The organism is Ruegeria sp. AF8, assembly GCF_056541825.1.
In genome coordinates, this window is record NZ_JBQFYW010000007.1 from 1 (window position 1) to 14,792 (window position 14,792).

The 14,792-nt window shown below is 58.3% G+C and carries 17 protein-coding genes and 1 tRNA gene; 12 read left to right on the forward strand and 6 right to left on the reverse strand.

Annotated elements, in window-relative coordinates:
• Together ACR0AO_RS12980 and ACR0AO_RS12985 are read left to right on the forward strand one after the other, a co-directional pair.
• Positions 1–247 (forward strand): hypothetical protein (locus ACR0AO_RS12980; RefSeq protein WP_480604180.1); only part of this gene is annotated, 247 nt, incomplete at its 5' end.
• Between the two features lie 184 nt (positions 248–431).
• On the forward strand, positions 432–731 hold the full coding sequence (locus ACR0AO_RS12985) for a hypothetical protein (protein ID WP_480604182.1): 300 nt from the start codon (positions 432–434) through the stop codon (positions 729–731).
• 108 nt (positions 732–839) lie between these two features.
• On the opposite strand, the gene typA is transcribed toward ACR0AO_RS12985, so the two are convergent.
• From typA to ACR0AO_RS13010, 5 genes are all read right to left on the reverse strand, one after another.
• On the reverse strand, positions 840–2,657 hold the full coding sequence (typA, locus tag ACR0AO_RS12990) for a translational GTPase TypA (protein WP_480604183.1): 1,818 nt from the start codon (positions 2,655–2,657) through the stop codon (positions 840–842).
• 76 nt (positions 2,658–2,733) lie between these two features.
• Entirely contained in the window at positions 2,734–3,069 is a 336-nt protein-coding gene (locus tag ACR0AO_RS12995; protein WP_480604185.1) for a DMT family transporter, read from the reverse strand.
• Between the two features lie 381 nt (positions 3,070–3,450).
• Positions 3,451–4,626: an HD domain-containing protein gene (locus tag ACR0AO_RS13000; protein ID WP_480604187.1), complete on the reverse strand. Its 1,176-nt coding sequence runs from the start codon at positions 4,624–4,626 to the stop codon at positions 3,451–3,453.
• Positions 4,623–4,868: a hypothetical protein gene (locus ACR0AO_RS13005; RefSeq protein ID WP_480604189.1), complete on the reverse strand. Its 246-nt coding sequence runs from the start codon at positions 4,866–4,868 to the stop codon at positions 4,623–4,625. The genes ACR0AO_RS13000 and ACR0AO_RS13005 overlap by 4 nt, the downstream gene beginning before the upstream one ends.
• Positions 4,868–5,521, reverse strand: a complete 654-nt coding sequence (locus ACR0AO_RS13010; protein ID WP_480604190.1) for an alpha/beta hydrolase — start codon at positions 5,519–5,521, stop codon at positions 4,868–4,870. Before ACR0AO_RS13010 ends, ACR0AO_RS13005 begins: the two co-directional genes overlap by 1 nt.
• A 177-nt stretch (positions 5,522–5,698) precedes the next feature.
• Here ACR0AO_RS13010 and iscR point away from each other — a divergent pair, with 177 nt between their 5' ends.
• The 10 genes from iscR (at position 5,699) to ACR0AO_RS13060 (ending at position 14,084) form a co-directional block, all read left to right on the forward strand.
• Positions 5,699–6,157 (forward strand): Fe-S cluster assembly transcriptional regulator IscR, encoded by a 459-nt coding sequence (iscR, locus tag ACR0AO_RS13015; protein WP_480604192.1) that lies wholly within the window; start codon positions 5,699–5,701, stop codon positions 6,155–6,157.
• Positions 6,158–6,248: 91 nt separating this feature from the next.
• Positions 6,249–7,328, forward strand: coding sequence for a cysteine desulfurase family protein (locus ACR0AO_RS13020; RefSeq protein ID WP_480604194.1), 1,080 nt, complete (start codon positions 6,249–6,251; stop codon positions 7,326–7,328).
• Between the two features lie 18 nt (positions 7,329–7,346).
• Entirely contained in the window at positions 7,347–8,867 is a 1,521-nt protein-coding gene (sufB, locus tag ACR0AO_RS13025) for a Fe-S cluster assembly protein SufB (RefSeq protein WP_480604196.1), read from the forward strand.
• 51 nt (positions 8,868–8,918) lie between these two features.
• Positions 8,919–9,524 (forward strand): hypothetical protein, encoded by a 606-nt coding sequence (locus ACR0AO_RS13030; protein WP_480604198.1) that lies wholly within the window; start codon positions 8,919–8,921, stop codon positions 9,522–9,524.
• Positions 9,525–9,583: 59 nt separating this feature from the next.
• The gene (gene sufC / locus ACR0AO_RS13035) at positions 9,584–10,339 is read left to right on the forward strand and encodes a Fe-S cluster assembly ATPase SufC (protein ID WP_480604200.1); all 756 of its coding nucleotides are present in this window, start codon (positions 9,584–9,586) and stop codon (positions 10,337–10,339) included.
• The gene (gene sufD / locus ACR0AO_RS13040; RefSeq protein WP_480604202.1) at positions 10,339–11,619 is read left to right on the forward strand and encodes a Fe-S cluster assembly protein SufD; all 1,281 of its coding nucleotides are present in this window, start codon (positions 10,339–10,341) and stop codon (positions 11,617–11,619) included. Before sufC ends, sufD begins: the two co-directional genes overlap by 1 nt.
• The gene (locus ACR0AO_RS13045; RefSeq protein ID WP_480604204.1) at positions 11,619–12,104 is read left to right on the forward strand and encodes a YIP1 family protein; all 486 of its coding nucleotides are present in this window, start codon (positions 11,619–11,621) and stop codon (positions 12,102–12,104) included. The genes sufD and ACR0AO_RS13045 overlap by 1 nt, the downstream gene beginning before the upstream one ends.
• Positions 12,101–12,694: a YIP1 family protein gene (locus ACR0AO_RS13050; protein WP_480604206.1), complete on the forward strand. Its 594-nt coding sequence runs from the start codon at positions 12,101–12,103 to the stop codon at positions 12,692–12,694. Before ACR0AO_RS13045 ends, ACR0AO_RS13050 begins: the two co-directional genes overlap by 4 nt.
• Positions 12,687–13,907, forward strand: a complete 1,221-nt coding sequence (locus ACR0AO_RS13055; protein WP_480604208.1) for a cysteine desulfurase — start codon at positions 12,687–12,689, stop codon at positions 13,905–13,907. The genes ACR0AO_RS13050 and ACR0AO_RS13055 overlap by 8 nt, the downstream gene beginning before the upstream one ends.
• Positions 13,908–14,007: 100 nt before the next feature.
• A tRNA-Arg gene (locus ACR0AO_RS13060) sits at positions 14,008–14,084 on the forward strand.
• Positions 14,085–14,206: 122 nt separating this feature from the next.
• Here the strand turns inward: ACR0AO_RS13060 and mepK are convergent.
• Positions 14,207–14,776, reverse strand: a complete 570-nt coding sequence (gene mepK / locus ACR0AO_RS13065) for a peptidoglycan L,D-endopeptidase MepK (RefSeq protein ID WP_480604210.1) — start codon at positions 14,774–14,776, stop codon at positions 14,207–14,209.
• Positions 14,777–14,792: the final 16 nt, after the last annotated feature.

Here is a 14,792-nt window from a genome sequence, read left to right on the forward strand (position 1 = left end):
TATCGCCAGTGCCACCGCCGGTATCGCCAGTGCCACCGCCGGTATCGCCAGTGCCACCGCCGGTATCGCCAGTGCCACCGCCGGTATCGCCCGTGCCGCCACCGGTATCGCCAGTGCCACCGCCGGTATCGCCCGTGCCGCCACCGGTATCGCCAGTGCCACCGCCGGTATCGCCGCCCGTATCACCGCCGGTGTTGCCGGGATTTCCGTCAGCGCGACCGTCAGGGCCACCGCCGCCGGCCAATGATGACCCATCGCCGTCTCCACCCTCAAGAGAGGATCCGATCGAGGCCGTCGGGAAATCGGTCAGCACTGCTGCAAAACTGGGACAGGCGTTAGCCGTACGAGAAAGGATATCTTCGAAATCGGCACGACGTTGAAGATAACGCAACATCCTGGCTTCGACGACGCCGCATTCGCAAAGCGTTTCCGTGGATACCGATTTTTTCGCCGTATTCAGTGTGCATCTTTCTCCGGCGGCAAAACCAGAAGATGCCATTACAACCATGGACGTCGAAGCCAACATCAACGGAACGAAACGTACCTTGGACGTCATTTGTCACTCCAATCACTCGTTACTCAGATCAAGATCCCTATGCCGGGCACATGATCACCCCACAGGGGTCAAAACACATTTCAGCATTCGCCATAAAATTGCCCTGAAGGCAAGGTTGAAAATTCTTTACAATCGCGTGATGAGATCGGATTGGGCAATAAAAAAAGCCCTTTGAGACATGGTATCTCAAAGGACTTAAAAAAAGAATTGTGCACGATGGGATCAGAATGCGAGTTCAAGACCCTGTTTGTTGACCAAATTCGATTCCCTTTTCCCGCTTTTGTCAGGCGGATTTGGCCATTCTCTTGCGTTCGTGCGGGTCCAGAAACCTCTTTCTCAGACGAACGGCGTTCGGTGTGACCTCAACCAATTCGTCGTCGTCGATATAGGCGATGGCTTCCTCCAGTGAAAACTGAACATGCGGCGTCAGGCGCACGGCATCGTCGGTTCCCGAAGCTCTAACATTGGTCAGCTTCTTGCCCTTGAGCGGGTTCACCTCAAGATCGTTGTCGCGGGAATGCTCGCCGATGATCATGCCCTGATAGACATCGGCCTGCGGGCCAAGGAACATGCGACCACGCTCTTCAAGGTTCCAAAGCGCATAAGCCACGGCCTGACCTTTTTCCATCGAAATCAGCACGCCGGCGCGACGCCCCGGAATCGGTCCCTTATGCGGGGTCCAGCCGTGGAACACGCGGTTCAGGACACCCGTGCCCCGCGTATCGGTCAGAAACTCGCCGTGATAACCGATCAGCCCGCGCGAAGGGACATGGGCGATGATACGGGTCTTGCCTGTGCCGGCCGGGCGCATCTCGATCAGTTCTCCCTTGCGGGCGCCCGTCACCTTTTCGATAACAGCACCGGAATACTCGTCATCCACATCGATGGTGACTTCTTCGACCGGCTCAAGACGCTGGCCGTTTTCTTCCTGAAACAGCACCTGCGGGCGGGAAATGCTGAGTTCGAACCCTTCGCGGCGCATGTTTTCGATCAGAACGCCCATTTGCAATTCGCCACGGCCCGCCACCTCGAACGCTTCGCCGCCGGGGGTATCCGACACCTGGATCGCGACGTTGGATTCGGCCTCTTTCATCAGACGGTCGCGGATGACGCGGGACTGGACCTTTTTGCCATCCCGACCTGCCAACGGAGAATCGTTGATGCCGAACGTGACGGTAATGGTCGGAGGATCGATGGGCTGGGCGGGCAGGGCCTCGGTTACCTGTGGTGCCACAAGGGAATCCGCCACGGTTGCCTTGCTCATGCCGGCGATGGTAACGATGTCGCCGGCTTCGGCTATGTCGATCGGTTGCTGGCTGAGGCCGCGGAAGGCGAGGATCTTGGTGGCGCGGAAGTTCTCGATCAGCGCCCCGTCACGGCTTAGCGCCTTGAGGGTTTCCCCGGCCTTGAGCGTGCCGCTTTCAACGCGACCGGTCAGGACGCGTCCGATGAACGGATCGTTGCCAAGCGTCGTTGCCAGCATACGGAAGGGGTTGTTCTTGTGTGCGGCCTGTTTCGGAGAGGGCACGTGATCGACGATCAGGTCGAACAGTGCGGACAGATCCTGGCGCGGCCCGTCCAACTCCATATCAGCCCAGCCGGACCGCCCCGAGGCATACATGGACGGGAAATCAAGCTGCTCGTCATCGGCGCCGAGATTCGCGAACAGGTCGAAACATTCATCCAATGCCCGATCAGGTTCGGCATCGGGCTTGTCGACCTTGTTCAGAACCACGATGGGGCGCAGCCCCAGCGCCAGTGCCTTCGAGGTGACGAACTTGGTTTGCGGCATCGGGCCTTCGGCGGCATCCACCAGCAGCACAACGCCATCGACCATGCTGAGGATACGTTCGACCTCGCCGCCGAAATCGGCGTGGCCGGGAGTGTCGACGATGTTGATGCGGGTGCCTTTCCATTCGACCGATGTGGCCTTGGCCAGAATGGTGATACCGCGTTCGCGTTCCAGATCGTTGCTGTCCATGGCACGCTCGGCCACGGCCTGATTTTCCCGGAATGCCCCGGATTGTTTAAGCAGTTCGTCGACAAGGGTCGTTTTGCCGTGGTCAACGTGAGCAATGATCGCGATATTGCGAAGATCCATGAGAGGTCAGCCTTTGAACGGAAAGTTGCCGCGCGCATAGCGCGGCACGGCACAAGATACCAGCCCAAACCCGTCGTCAGTGGCCGGCGGACCGTGAAAAAAGGTGAATCACCAATATTCCGATAATAATCAGGCTCAGACCCGCGACCGCAGGCAAATCGAGTTTTTGGCCGAATACGATGAGTCCGATCAGCGCGATGAGGACAATCCCCATGCCCGACCAGATCGCATAAACGATCCCGACCGGCATCACCTTGAGCGTCAGCGCCATAAGATAGAATGCAAGCCCATAACCGACGACGACCAGGACAGAGGGCCACAAACGGGTGAATTGCTGACTGGCCTGCAAGGCCGTCGTTCCAATTGTTTCCGCCATCACGGCGAGAAGAAGGATCAGATAGGCTTTGGGCATCGGACCGGCACCGCTGATGTCATTGTCCAGAGGTTGAACACAATGATGGCTCGGGCGGCAAGGGAAATCGAAACCGGAAAACTGAATTCGTCCGAGCTAAGGTCAGGGAAACCCGACTAGCGCCCGAAGACAAGAGCCTGTATCAAATCCACCACTAGCTGGTATTAATTTTGATGAGTTTGTTATGACTTCGTTTGCGAAGAAAATTGTTTTGACTTCGGCCGTGATTGTTGCGCTTGGGTGGCTTGCAGACGGGGGGTCCGTCGACACAGATGCAGCCGAGCATGTTGAACGAGTGACAATTGTGTCAGTGTAAACAGTGCAATTCCGGGGTCGGGAAAAGGGGCTTTCAAGCCCCTTTTTCATTGCGCGGAGAAACACTCAGAATGACTGCTGTCGCGCCGGTCCGATCGTTTCGAAGAACTGATTCAGCTGCGGCTGAAGCCACTGCCACAAACCCGGCGCGCCTCGTTTCACCGGGTCACCAACGCGGCTTTCAAGCTGGTCGAAACTGACCTGATACTCGATCCAGGACCCGCCGCCGTTCTGAAGATTCGCAATCGGGGTCTGGATACGGTCAACCGCCTTACCAAACCGCGCGTCAGGCGTTTCGGCCAGCTCGAACTCGTGCCAAAGGGTGAGAAACTCTTCTTTCTGAGCCGAAGGAAGAAGGCCAAACAGGCGTTCGGCTGCCGCCTGCTCCTTGGCGGTCTGTGCCAATAGGTCAACGTTGCCGTGAATGGGGTGATCACCGGCGTCGATCTCGACAATATCATGCAGCAACAGCATTCGCAGGACCCTGTCAATTTGAACATCGGGTTCCGCCTGCTCGGCCAGCACCCATGCATAGAGCATGATGTGCCATGAATGTTCAGCCGAATTTTCAAAGCGGGAGTTGTCCATGAGCCGGGACGCCCGATAGACGGATTTCAACCGGTCGGCATCGGCAAGGAACGGTAAACGACAGGAAAAGGAGGATGTCCCGGCTTGCCGCGATCCGCCCAGCATATCCAGGGCATGAAGATACGCGTCGGGGAAGTCGTGACGCAGATAGGACGCGCGCCCGCCATTCAGGTTTTCCCGGACCACCGCGATATGGTCTGGTCGCGGTGCGTGCGCACAAAGAACCTGAAACAGTGGCTGACAGCGATCCAGCCGTTTTGCGAATCGGGCATCGGGCGTTTCGTCCGCCTCGAATTCGGTCCAGAGGGACAGGAACTGATCACATTGATCCGCAGGCAAAAGACCGAACAAGTCTTCGGCAGCGCTTCGTTCCGCCAGGGCTACGACCTTCCAGTCCGTTTTCAGGTGAATGGGGTGGTCTCCGACCTCGATTTCGACCAGATCATGCAAAAGCAGCATCTTGATCACCCGGTCGATCGAAACCTGCGGCCCTGCCAGCGGCGCATAGACAAGCGCCCACAGGGCCAGGTGCCAGCTGTGCTCAGCCGAATTTTCCGGGCGGGACAGATCGAGAAGAACATTCGCGCGTTCGACCGTTTTCAACCTGTCCGCCGCCTTCAGAAATTCGATCTGGGCGGAAAGGCGTTCGGTCATTGGTTTTCCCTGGCGTTCTTTTCGGCTCTGAAGGCCGACAGCTTGCCGATCAGGAACTGCCGGGCCTTTCGCTCGGCCATGCGTACGCGGATTTCGGTCAGGAACGCCTCTTCCAGAGATTGCGAGGCTGCCGCCAGAACCTCGGCAACCTCGACAAACAGCCGGTCCTGACCGGTTTCATCCATTACCTTCAACGTATCCTCAGCCAGCTTCGCGGCCAGGGTATTGAGGGCCGAGACCATCAGCGGGTATTTTCTGTCAGGCGGCGTTTTACATAGTCGGTCGTGTTGGTGATCAACGTGTCCATATGCTGTTCCTGAAAGAAGTGATCAGCACCTTCCACCTCGGTATGGGTGATCGTGATACCCTTTTGTTCATGCAGCTTGTTGACCAGCGAAGTGGTGTCCGCCGGCGGCGCCACGCGATCGGACGTGCCGTTGATAATCAAGCCCGACGATGGGCAGGGGGCCAGAAACGAGAAGTCATACATGTTCGCGGGAGGCGACACGCTGATAAAGCCGGTGATTTCGGGGCGACGCATCAGCAACTGCATTCCGATCCAGGCACCGAACGAAAATCCGGCAACCCAGCAGTGTTTCGAATTGTTGTTCATTGACTGCAGATAGTCCAGCGCCGAGGCTGCATCGCTCAACTCGCCCACGCCCTGATCGTATTCGCCCTGGCTGCGACCGACACCTCGGAAATTGAAGCGCAGTACCGTGAAGCCCATGTTGTAAAAGGCATAGTGCAGGTTATAGACAACCTTGTTGTTCATAGTGCCGCCAAATTGCGGATGCGGGTGCAGCACGATGGCGATCGGTGCGTCTTTTTCCTTTTGCGGGTGGTAGCGGCCTTCCAGTCGGCCTTCGGGTCCGGGAAAAATCACCTCGGGCATGTGTGCATTTGTCCTGTCTGTTTTCTGGAGGCGCCGGGATATTCTTGACGGTATTCGTCAGGCACCTTAGAACGGTTCTAATCGATGAGCGTTGCATTGCGACGCTGTCAGTGGGAGATACGCACTGGCTGCGGGAAGGTCAATGATTTCGCGCGTGTGAGGCTGAAGGGATAGCAAATGAAACTGTCGACCAAGGGGCGATACGCGATGGTGGCTTTGGCCGATATTGCGCTTCAACCAGCCGATGCGCTTGTTACACTGGGTGAGATTTCCGAACGTCAGGACATCTCTCTTCCGTATCTCGAACAGTTATTCGTCAAACTCCGCCGGGCCGATCTGGTGGCTTCCGTGCGCGGACCGGGCGGGGGATACAGGCTGGCGCGCTCCGCGTCGCAAATTCGGATCGTCGAAGTGCTGGCCGCCGTGGATGAAACCGTGGATGCCATGCACAAAGGGGCGGGCGCGTCGGGCGCGTCCTCGGGCAGCAGGGCGCAATCGCTGACGAACCGCCTTTGGGAAAGCCTGAGTGCCCATGTCTATGTCTTCCTGCATCAGACTCGGCTTTCGGACGTCATCGAAAATGAACTTGCCCCATGCCCGGCGGTGCCAAGCCTGTTTTCGGTCGTCGATGGCTAGACTCGGGTGGCCTGACTTTGGTCAATGCGCCCGTGATTGACTTCCGCAATCTGCACCGGGTTTTCCAGTTGCTGCAAAAAAAGATGTATCCATGAAACGTGTTTATCTCGACTACAACGCTACAGCGCCGCTTCGCCCCGAAGCGCGCGCGGCGATGGTTGCGGCGATGGATACGTGCGGCAATCCATCTTCGGTCCATGCCGAGGGTCGTGCGGCGAAGGCACTGGTGGAAAAAGCGCGGGTGCAGGTTGCCGAGGCTGTCGGGTGTAAACCGCAGGAGGTGATCTTTACATCCGGCGCGACCGAAGCGGCGCGGATACTGGCGCAACGGCCTGGGGAATGCGATGTTTTTGTCGACAGCACCGCCCATGATGCGCTGTGGTCGCACTTTGACCTTGCAAATGTGGCCGAACGGCCGTTCGGTCCCGGGCATACGCTGGCCATGGGGCTTGCAAATTCCGAGACCGGCATTGTCACACAGCCACCCGAAAAGGTCGAAGGGCAATGGCCGTATGGCGCCCGTCGCGCCGATTGGCTGTTGCTTGACATCACCCAGGCCGTTGGCCGAATTCCGTTTTCCTTTGCCTGGAGCGGGGCCGACATGGCCATTCTGTCGGCGCATAAAATTGGCGGACCTAAGGGCGTCGGGGCATTGATCCTGCGGCAAGGGTTGGATATCGAGCCGCTTGCAACCGGTGGCGGTCAGGAAATGGGCCGGCGCTCCGGAACAGAAAATGTCCTCGGAATTGCCGGGTTCGGCGCCGCCATCGAGGCTGCCGCCCAAGAACTTGCCGACGGTATTTGGACGCAGGTCAAAAAACTTAGAAACATTCTAGAAACCTGTCTTGTGGAATCAGTAAAAGAGACTATTTTTGTCGGGAAAGATGAGCCCCGGCTGCCCAACACTTCATGCATGGTGACCCCTGGCTGGAAAGGGGAAACACAAGTGATGGCAATGGATTTGGCCGGCTTTGCCATTTCGGCGGGTTCGGCTTGTTCCAGTGGCAAGGTCAGGACCAGCCGGGTCTTGTCGGCGATGGGATATGGCGAGGTCGAAGCGGCAAGCGCAATTCGCGTGTCGCTGGGCCCGCAGACGACAGAAGAAGAAGTAATGCGCTTTGCCGAAACCTGGCTGAAGCAGCACCGGAAATATCGCGCCCGGGCGGCGTGAACAAACGAGGAGAAGGCCATGGCGGCTTTGGACCAGACGCAGGTCAAGGAAGGTGTCGATCAGGAAACCGTGGACGCGGTGCGCGAGGTCGGAACCTATAAGTACGGCTGGGAAACCGAGATCGAGATGGAGTACGCACCCAAAGGTGTGAACCCGGATATCGTGCGCCTGATCTCGAGCAAGAATGACGAGCCGGAATGGATGACCGAATGGCGTCTGGCCGCGTTCGATCGCTGGACCCAGCTGGAAGAACCGACCTGGGCTATGGTCAAGTATCCCGAAATCGATTTCCAGGATCAGTATTACTATGCCCGTCCGAAATCGATGGAGGAAAAACCGAAATCACTGGACGAGGTCGATCCCAAGCTGCTGGCCACTTACGAGAAGCTGGGCATCCCCCTGAAAGAGCAGATGATTCTGGCAGGTATCGAAGGCGCCGAAAACGTCCCGGCCGAGGGCCGCAAGGTGGCGGTCGACGCGGTATTCGATTCGGTATCGGTGGGCACGACCTTTCAGGACGAACTGAAAAAACACGGCGTGATTTTCTGCTCGATTTCCGAGGCGATCCGCGAACATCCGGAACTGGTAAAAAAATACCTGGGCACCGTTGTACCGGTTTCCGACAACTTTTATGCGACACTGAATTCGGCGGTGTTTTCTGACGGCTCGTTTGTCTATGTACCGCCGGGAGTGCGCTGCCCGATGGAGCTTAGCACCTATTTCCGCATCAACGCGGAAAATACCGGCCAGTTTGAGCGCACGCTTATCATCGCCGACAAGGGCTCTTATGTCTCGTATCTGGAAGGCTGCACCGCGCCGCAGCGTGATACCGCGCAGCTGCACGCCGCCGTGGTCGAGATCATCGTCGAAGAAGATGCCGAGGTGAAATATTCCACCGTTCAGAACTGGTATCCGGGTGACGAGAACGGCAAGGGCGGGATCTATAACTTTGTGACCAAGCGCGCCGATTGCCGGGGCGACCGGGCCAAGGTCATGTGGACGCAGGTGGAAACCGGTTCGGCCGTGACCTGGAAATATCCGTCCTGCATCCTGCGGGGCGATGACAGTCAGGGCGAGTTTTACTCGATCGCGATCACCAACAACATGCAGCAGGCCGATACAGGCACCAAGATGGTTCATCTGGGCAAGAACACCAAGTCGCGCATCGTTTCCAAGGGCATCAGCGCGGGTAAGGCGCAGAACACCTATCGCGGGTTAGTATCGATGCATCCCAAGGCAAAGAATTCGCGCAACTACACACAGTGCGACAGCCTGCTGATCGGTGACAAATGCGGCGCGCATACGGTGCCCTATATCGAGGTGCGCAACAACTCATCACGCTGCGAGCACGAGGCGACGACCTCCAAGGTGGATGACGATCAGCTTTTCTATTGCCGTCAGCGCGGCATGGACGAGGAAGAGGCGGTCGCGCTGGTCGTGAACGGGTTCTGTAAGGATGTATTGCAGGCCCTTCCGATGGAATTCGCCATGGAAGCGCAACAACTTGTCGCCATTTCGCTGGAAGGGTCCGTGGGGTAACCGGGGTCGTCAGTCCCGACGGTGCCGACCGTTAGCTCAAGGAACGATTGCGTGACAGTCCAGCCGCTTCAGTCAGAACGCCCGCAGCTGATCCTGCCTCCGGACGAGGCGGATGCGTTGCGGCTGGCCTATGGCGAGGCGGGGGTCATCCTTGAATACGGTGTCGGCGGGTCGACCGTACTGGCTTCGGAAATGCCTGAAACCCACATCACATCGGTTGAAAGTGATCGGGGATGGGCGCGGAACGTGCAGGACTGGATCGATCGGCACCCGCCGGCCTCGGGCAGCACGGTTCAGATCATCTGGACGGATATCGGACCGACAGGCGATTGGGGGCACCCGTCGTCTGATGAGGCGTGGCGCAGGTACCCCAAATACGCGCTTGATGTCTGGACCCGGCCGGATTTCCGGCATCCCGATGTTGTGTTTGTCGATGGCCGTTTCCGCATCGGTTGCGCCCTGGCCACCGCGTTCAACATCGAACGCCCCGTTACGCTGATCTTTGACGACTACACGAACCGCAAATGGCACAGACAGGTCGAGGAATTCCTCGGCGAACCGGAAATCATCGGGCGGTTCGGGGTGTTTGAAGTGACCCCGACACCGGTCCCTGCCAAACGCCTTCAGAAGATCTTTCAGTTCATGACCAGATCCTGAGAGCGGAACAGAAACATACACCCGTCACAGTGCGGGGACGAGACGAAAACGAGGAAATCATGCTTGAAATCAAAAACCTGCACGTGAAACTTGAAGAAGAGGACAAGCAAATCCTCAAGGGCGTCGACCTGACCGTCGAGGCCGGCAGGGTTCACGCAATCATGGGGCCGAACGGGTCGGGCAAATCCACGCTCAGCTACGTGCTGTCGGGCCGTGACGGCTATGAGGTGACTGAAGGTTCCGCGACGCTGGGAGGACAGGACCTTTTGGATCTCGACCCCGAAGAACGCGCCGCATTGGGCCTGTTTCTGGCCTTTCAGTACCCGGTTGAAATTCCGGGAGTCGGCAACATGACCTTTTTGCGCACGGCAGTGAACGCCCAGCGCAAGGCGCGGGGCAAGGATGAACTGTCGGCGGCGGATTTCCTCAAGGTGGTGCGCTCCAAGGCAAAGACCCTTAAGATCGATGCCGATATGCTGAAACGCCCGGTGAATGTCGGTTTCTCGGGCGGCGAGAAAAAACGCAACGAAATCCTGCAGATGGCTATGCTTGAGCCGCGCATGTGCATCCTTGACGAAACCGATTCCGGGCTGGATGTGGACGCGATGAAACTGGTGGCCGAAGGGGTGAACGCGCTGCGCGACGAAGGGCGCGGGTTCCTTGTCATCACACATTATCAGCGTCTGCTGGATCACATCAAACCCGATGTCGTGCACATCATGGCCGATGGCCGCATCGTCAAGACCGGCGGGCCGGATCTGGCGCTGGAGGTTGAAAACAACGGCTATGCCGATATCCTGGCCGAGGTGAACTGATGGCCTTGCCCGAAGTGAAACAATCCGCAACCGAAGCCCGCCTGGCTGCGTTGAGTCTGCCTGAGGCGGGCTGCACCCGGCAGGCGCGTGAACACGCGCTGTCCCGTCTGCGCGATATGGGCCTGCCCAGCCGCCGGGATGAATACTGGAAATACACGCGCCCCGACACGCTGGTTCAGGCCGAAGCCCCCAAAGCTGCCCTGTTCACTTCCGAAGAACGCATGATGTTCGACGGTTTCGACCGCCTTAAAATCGTGTTTGTGGATGGCGTGTTCGATCCCGAAGCCTCGGACGATCTGGAACTCGAAGGTGTTCGCATCGAGCGGCTGGAGGATATCTGCTGCAAGGACATCCACTGGGCCAAAGAGCTGTACGGTGTGCTTGAGGAACGCGGACAATCCCCTGTCCAGCGGCCTCTGGCGGCGCTCAATACCGCTTTTGCGACGGATGGTGTAGCCATTCACATCAGCGGCAAACCCTCGAAACCCATCAGCCTGATTTACCGCCATAAGTCAGAAGCTTCCGATGTGATCCTGCATCATGTCATCCGGGTGGAACCGGGTGCCGAGGCGACAATTCTTGAAAACGGGCCGGCCGCTTCGCGGTTCAACAAATGCATGGAAATCGACATCGCCGACGGCGGTACGCTGCATCATGTGCGGGCGCAGGGCCGCGACCATGAACGCCGTGCGGCAACGCATATGTTCACCCGTCTCGGGGCGGGCTCGGTCTATAAGTCGTTCACACTTACCGTGAATGGCGTATTGACCCGCAACGAACAGGTTGTCGAACTGACCGGTGACAATGCCATCGCACATGTCGCCGGAGCCTGCGTGGGCGACGGTGATTTTCATCATGATGACACCGTATTCGTCACTCATGACGCCGTGAATTGCGAAAGCCGGCAAGTGTTCAAGAAAGTCCTGCGCAATGGCGCGACCGGGGTGTTTCAGGGCAAGATCCTTGTCAAGGAAGGCGCTCAGAAAACCGATGGCTATCAGATCAGCCAGTCTCTGTTGCTGGACGAGGACAGCCAGTTCCTCGCCAAGCCCGAGTTGGAAATCTATGCCGATGACGTGGCCTGTTCGCATGGTTCGACCTCGGGCGCGATAGACGAGACCGCCCTGTTTTATTTGCGTTCGCGCGGCGTACCCCACAAGGATGCGACCAACATGCTGACGCTCGCCTTTCTGGCCGAAGCGGTGGACGAGATCGAAGACAGCGCGCTGGCCGAGGATATCGTCGCCCGTCTCGAAGCCTGGCTGATGCGACGGAGCTGATGCCGGTCACAGCCGATATAGCCGCCACCTATCGCGGGCCGGGGCGCGTTATGCGCCGGTTGCTGGGCCTGGGCCAGCGCGAGGACCGTGCGCTGGCATTCGTGATGGGCTTTTGCGTGATCGCCTTTGTCGCGCAAATGCCCGCATTGGCCCGAAAAGCGCATCTGGAAGGGTTGGACCTGAATGCAACAATGGCGGGCGCTTTGCTGGGCTCTGTCATTCTGCTGCCGCTACTGTTCTATGTCCTTGCCTGGGTGTCCCACCTGATCGCACGCCTGTTCGGAGGGCAAGGTACCGCCTATGGCGCACGGCTTGCGTTGTTTTGGGCGCTGCTGGCCTCGACCCCCCTGATTCTTCTGAACGGGCTGGTCGCCGGGTTCATCGGTGACGGCGCGGCCCTCAATATCGTCGGGATTGCCTGGCTGTTCGTTTTCCTGATTTTCTGGCTGACGGGATTGATACAAGCCGAGAGGGCACAGGAATGAATGCCAGTTTCTGGAGCGACCTTGCCGTGAAAACGGTAACCAACCCGGCAGAGGCGGCGCGCAAACTGCTGGCGCTGAAACTTGGACGAGATGTATTGTGGCTGGCCCTGGCGCTGGCCGTCGTGCTGAACACGGCCCTGCAGGCGGCGTCAAACCTCATCCTGATATCGATGGGGGCCGAGGTTCCGGCCGTTGTCGGCTCGTTGATCCCCTATGCCGCTTTGATCGGGGGCGGGTTGATCGCGACCATTGTCGCGTTTCACCAGATCGGTATCCGGATGGGCGGCAGCGGAACTTTCAATGATGTGATGGTTTTGCTTGTCTGGTTGCAGTTCCTAAAGGTGGCGGTTCAGGGGGCCGGGATGATCCTGCTGCTGACCGTTCCTATTCTGTCGGCCTTGCTGGCGGCTGCGGCCTTTCTTATCGGTCTTTACATTACCTTGCATTTCATCGATCAGGCGCACCGGCTCAACTCCCTTGCGGCTTCCACCGGTGTTCTGGTGCTGTCCATCCTGGCGATTGCCGTCCTCGCCATCCTTCTGCTGTCCCTCGTCGGAGGGCCGATTACCGGAACCCCTGCCTATGTATGACGTACAAAAAATTCGCGCGGATTTCCCGATCCTGTCCCGGCAGGTCAATGGCAAGCCACTGACCTATCTCGACAATGGAGCATCGGCGCAAAAACCGCAGGTCGTGATCGATGCGGTGACACGTGCCTATGCCGAAGAATACTCCAACGTGCATCGCGGGCTGCATTATCTGTCGAATCTCGCGACCGAGAAATACGAGGCGGTTCGCGGTACTATCGCGCGTTTTCTCAATGCCGGCAGCGAGGATGAGATCGTGCTCAATTCGGGCACGACCGAGGGAATAAATCTGGTGGCCTACGGTTGGGCAATGCCGCGTATGGAACCGGGTGATGAAATCGTTCTGAGCGTCATGGAACATCATGCCAATATCGTTCCCTGGCACTTTCTGCGCGAACGGCAGGGTGTGGTGCTTAAATGGGTCGATGTGGACGCGGAAGGTGGGTTGGACCCGCAGGCGGTGATCGATGCGATCGGCCCCCGGACGAAACTGGTTGCGATCACGCAATGCTCGAACGTCCTGGGGACAATCGTCGACGTCAAGTCCATAACACGGGGTGCCCATGCCAAGGGGGTGCCGATTCTGGTCGATGGCAGTCAGGGCGCCGTACATATGCCGGTTGATGTTCAGGATATCGGCTGCGACTTTTACGCGATCACCGGTCACAAGCTCTATGGTCCGTCAGGATCCGGGGCGATCTACATCAAGGCCGGACGCATGGCCGAAATGCGCCCCTTCATCGGTGGTGGAGACATGATCAAGGAGGTCTCCAAGGACCAGGTGATTTACAACGATCCGCCGATGAAGTTCGAGGCCGGCACGCCCGGCATCGTGCAGACTATCGGCCTGGGCGCCGCGCTGGATTACATGATGGCGTTGGGGATGGAGAGTATCGCCGCGCATGAAGCGGCGCTGCGCAACTATGCTTTGCAGCGGTTGACCGGGCTGAACTGGATCCAACTTCAAGGCACGCGCCCCGACAAGGCTGCGATTTTCAGCTTCACGCTGGACGGGGCCGGACACGCTCACGATGTTTCGACCATTCTGGACAAGAAAGGCGTGGCGGTAAGGGCCGGGCACCATTGTGCCGGGCCGCTGATGGACCATCTGGGCGTCACGGCCACATGCCGCGCGAGTTTCGGTCTCTACAACACGAGCGAAGAGGTCGATACGCTGATCGATGCGTTGGAACTGGCGCATGATCTGTTTGCCTGACGGTCTGCAGGACGAGGCATTCAATCCGATGCCATCCTGTGGGAAGGAGGGGGATTTTGCTGTTGCACGCGGACCGGAACAAGGATAGCTAACGGCGCAGGCACCTGTAGCTCAGCTGGATAGAGCGCTGCCCTCCGAAGGCAGAGGCCAGAGGTTCGAATCCTCTCAGGTGCGCCAACTTCCCAAAAATTTTTCCACTTGAACACATGTGGTTGCATGGTTTGGTGGCGGCGCGGCCAAAACAAAACCCCCAACCGGGTAAGTTGGGGGTGTTATAGACGCCGGTATGAATCTCGCACTCAGCCGCGCCAGGTGCGCACGACGCCACAATCCATATGAACGAAATTTGAACGGCCGTATCGTCCAACGCCACCCGCCTGACACGCCGCGGCAGCTTTAGCGACCTGACTTACGGAACGGGACGCGAGACGCAGATCGGCGGCTTGCCCTTTCATGTGCAGTGAATTCTTGGCAACGCCGCGAGAACGGGAACGGAGCATGGCGTTCGTTTGCGGGCTGCGATAGCCGGACAGCAGCATATAGGGTTCGTTCACATCCAGCAGATTGTGAGCGGCGGCCATGATATCGATCGTCCGCAGGTCCATCGATTTAACCTGATCCGTCCGCCAGTCGCGCATGAAATGATTGATCTCGGCCACGGCATCCTTGATGTAGTCGCCATCGACCCAATAGATCATGTCGAGACGTTCACCGGTTCGCCCAGAATACATGCGAACCCGGCGGATATCGCCACCGCCGCGAAGAAAGCCTGCTGCATTGGAAAAGGTTGGTGCCGCTGATACCACTGTGGCCGCAAATGCACTTAGCAAAGCGCGCCGCGTCAAGCCCGTCGAGCTGATTTTTGTCATTTACTGCTTCGTCCCG

Bases quoted from the DNA above. Each gene is read 5' to 3' on its own strand.
- sufB (WP_480604196.1), top strand. From the start codon at position 7,347: ATGGCGGCTTTGGACCAGACGCAGGTCAAGGAAGGTGTCGATCAGGAA.
- sufD (WP_480604202.1), top strand. From the start codon at position 10,339: ATGGCCTTGCCCGAAGTGAAACAATCCGCAACCGAAGCCCGCCTGGCT.
- ACR0AO_RS13050 (WP_480604206.1), top strand. From the start codon at position 12,101: ATGAATGCCAGTTTCTGGAGCGACCTTGCCGTGAAAACGGTAACCAAC.
- ACR0AO_RS13000 (WP_480604187.1), bottom strand. From the start codon at position 4,626: ATGACCGAACGCCTTTCCGCCCAGATCGAATTTCTGAAGGCGGCGGAC.
- ACR0AO_RS13055 (WP_480604208.1), top strand. From the start codon at position 12,687: ATGTATGACGTACAAAAAATTCGCGCGGATTTCCCGATCCTGTCCCGG.
- ACR0AO_RS13020 (WP_480604194.1), top strand. From the start codon at position 6,249: ATGAAACGTGTTTATCTCGACTACAACGCTACAGCGCCGCTTCGCCCC.
- typA (WP_480604183.1), bottom strand. From the start codon at position 2,657: ATGGATCTTCGCAATATCGCGATCATTGCTCACGTTGACCACGGCAAA.
- ACR0AO_RS13045 (WP_480604204.1), top strand. From the start codon at position 11,619: ATGCCGGTCACAGCCGATATAGCCGCCACCTATCGCGGGCCGGGGCGC.
- ACR0AO_RS12995 (WP_480604185.1), bottom strand. From the start codon at position 3,069: ATGCCCAAAGCCTATCTGATCCTTCTTCTCGCCGTGATGGCGGAAACA.
- mepK (WP_480604210.1), bottom strand. From the start codon at position 14,776: ATGACAAAAATCAGCTCGACGGGCTTGACGCGGCGCGCTTTGCTAAGT.
- sufC (WP_480604200.1), top strand. From the start codon at position 9,584: ATGCTTGAAATCAAAAACCTGCACGTGAAACTTGAAGAAGAGGACAAG.
- ACR0AO_RS13005 (WP_480604189.1), bottom strand. From the start codon at position 4,868: ATGGTCTCGGCCCTCAATACCCTGGCCGCGAAGCTGGCTGAGGATACG.
- ACR0AO_RS13010 (WP_480604190.1), bottom strand. From the start codon at position 5,521: ATGCCCGAGGTGATTTTTCCCGGACCCGAAGGCCGACTGGAAGGCCGC.
- iscR (WP_480604192.1), top strand. From the start codon at position 5,699: ATGAAACTGTCGACCAAGGGGCGATACGCGATGGTGGCTTTGGCCGAT.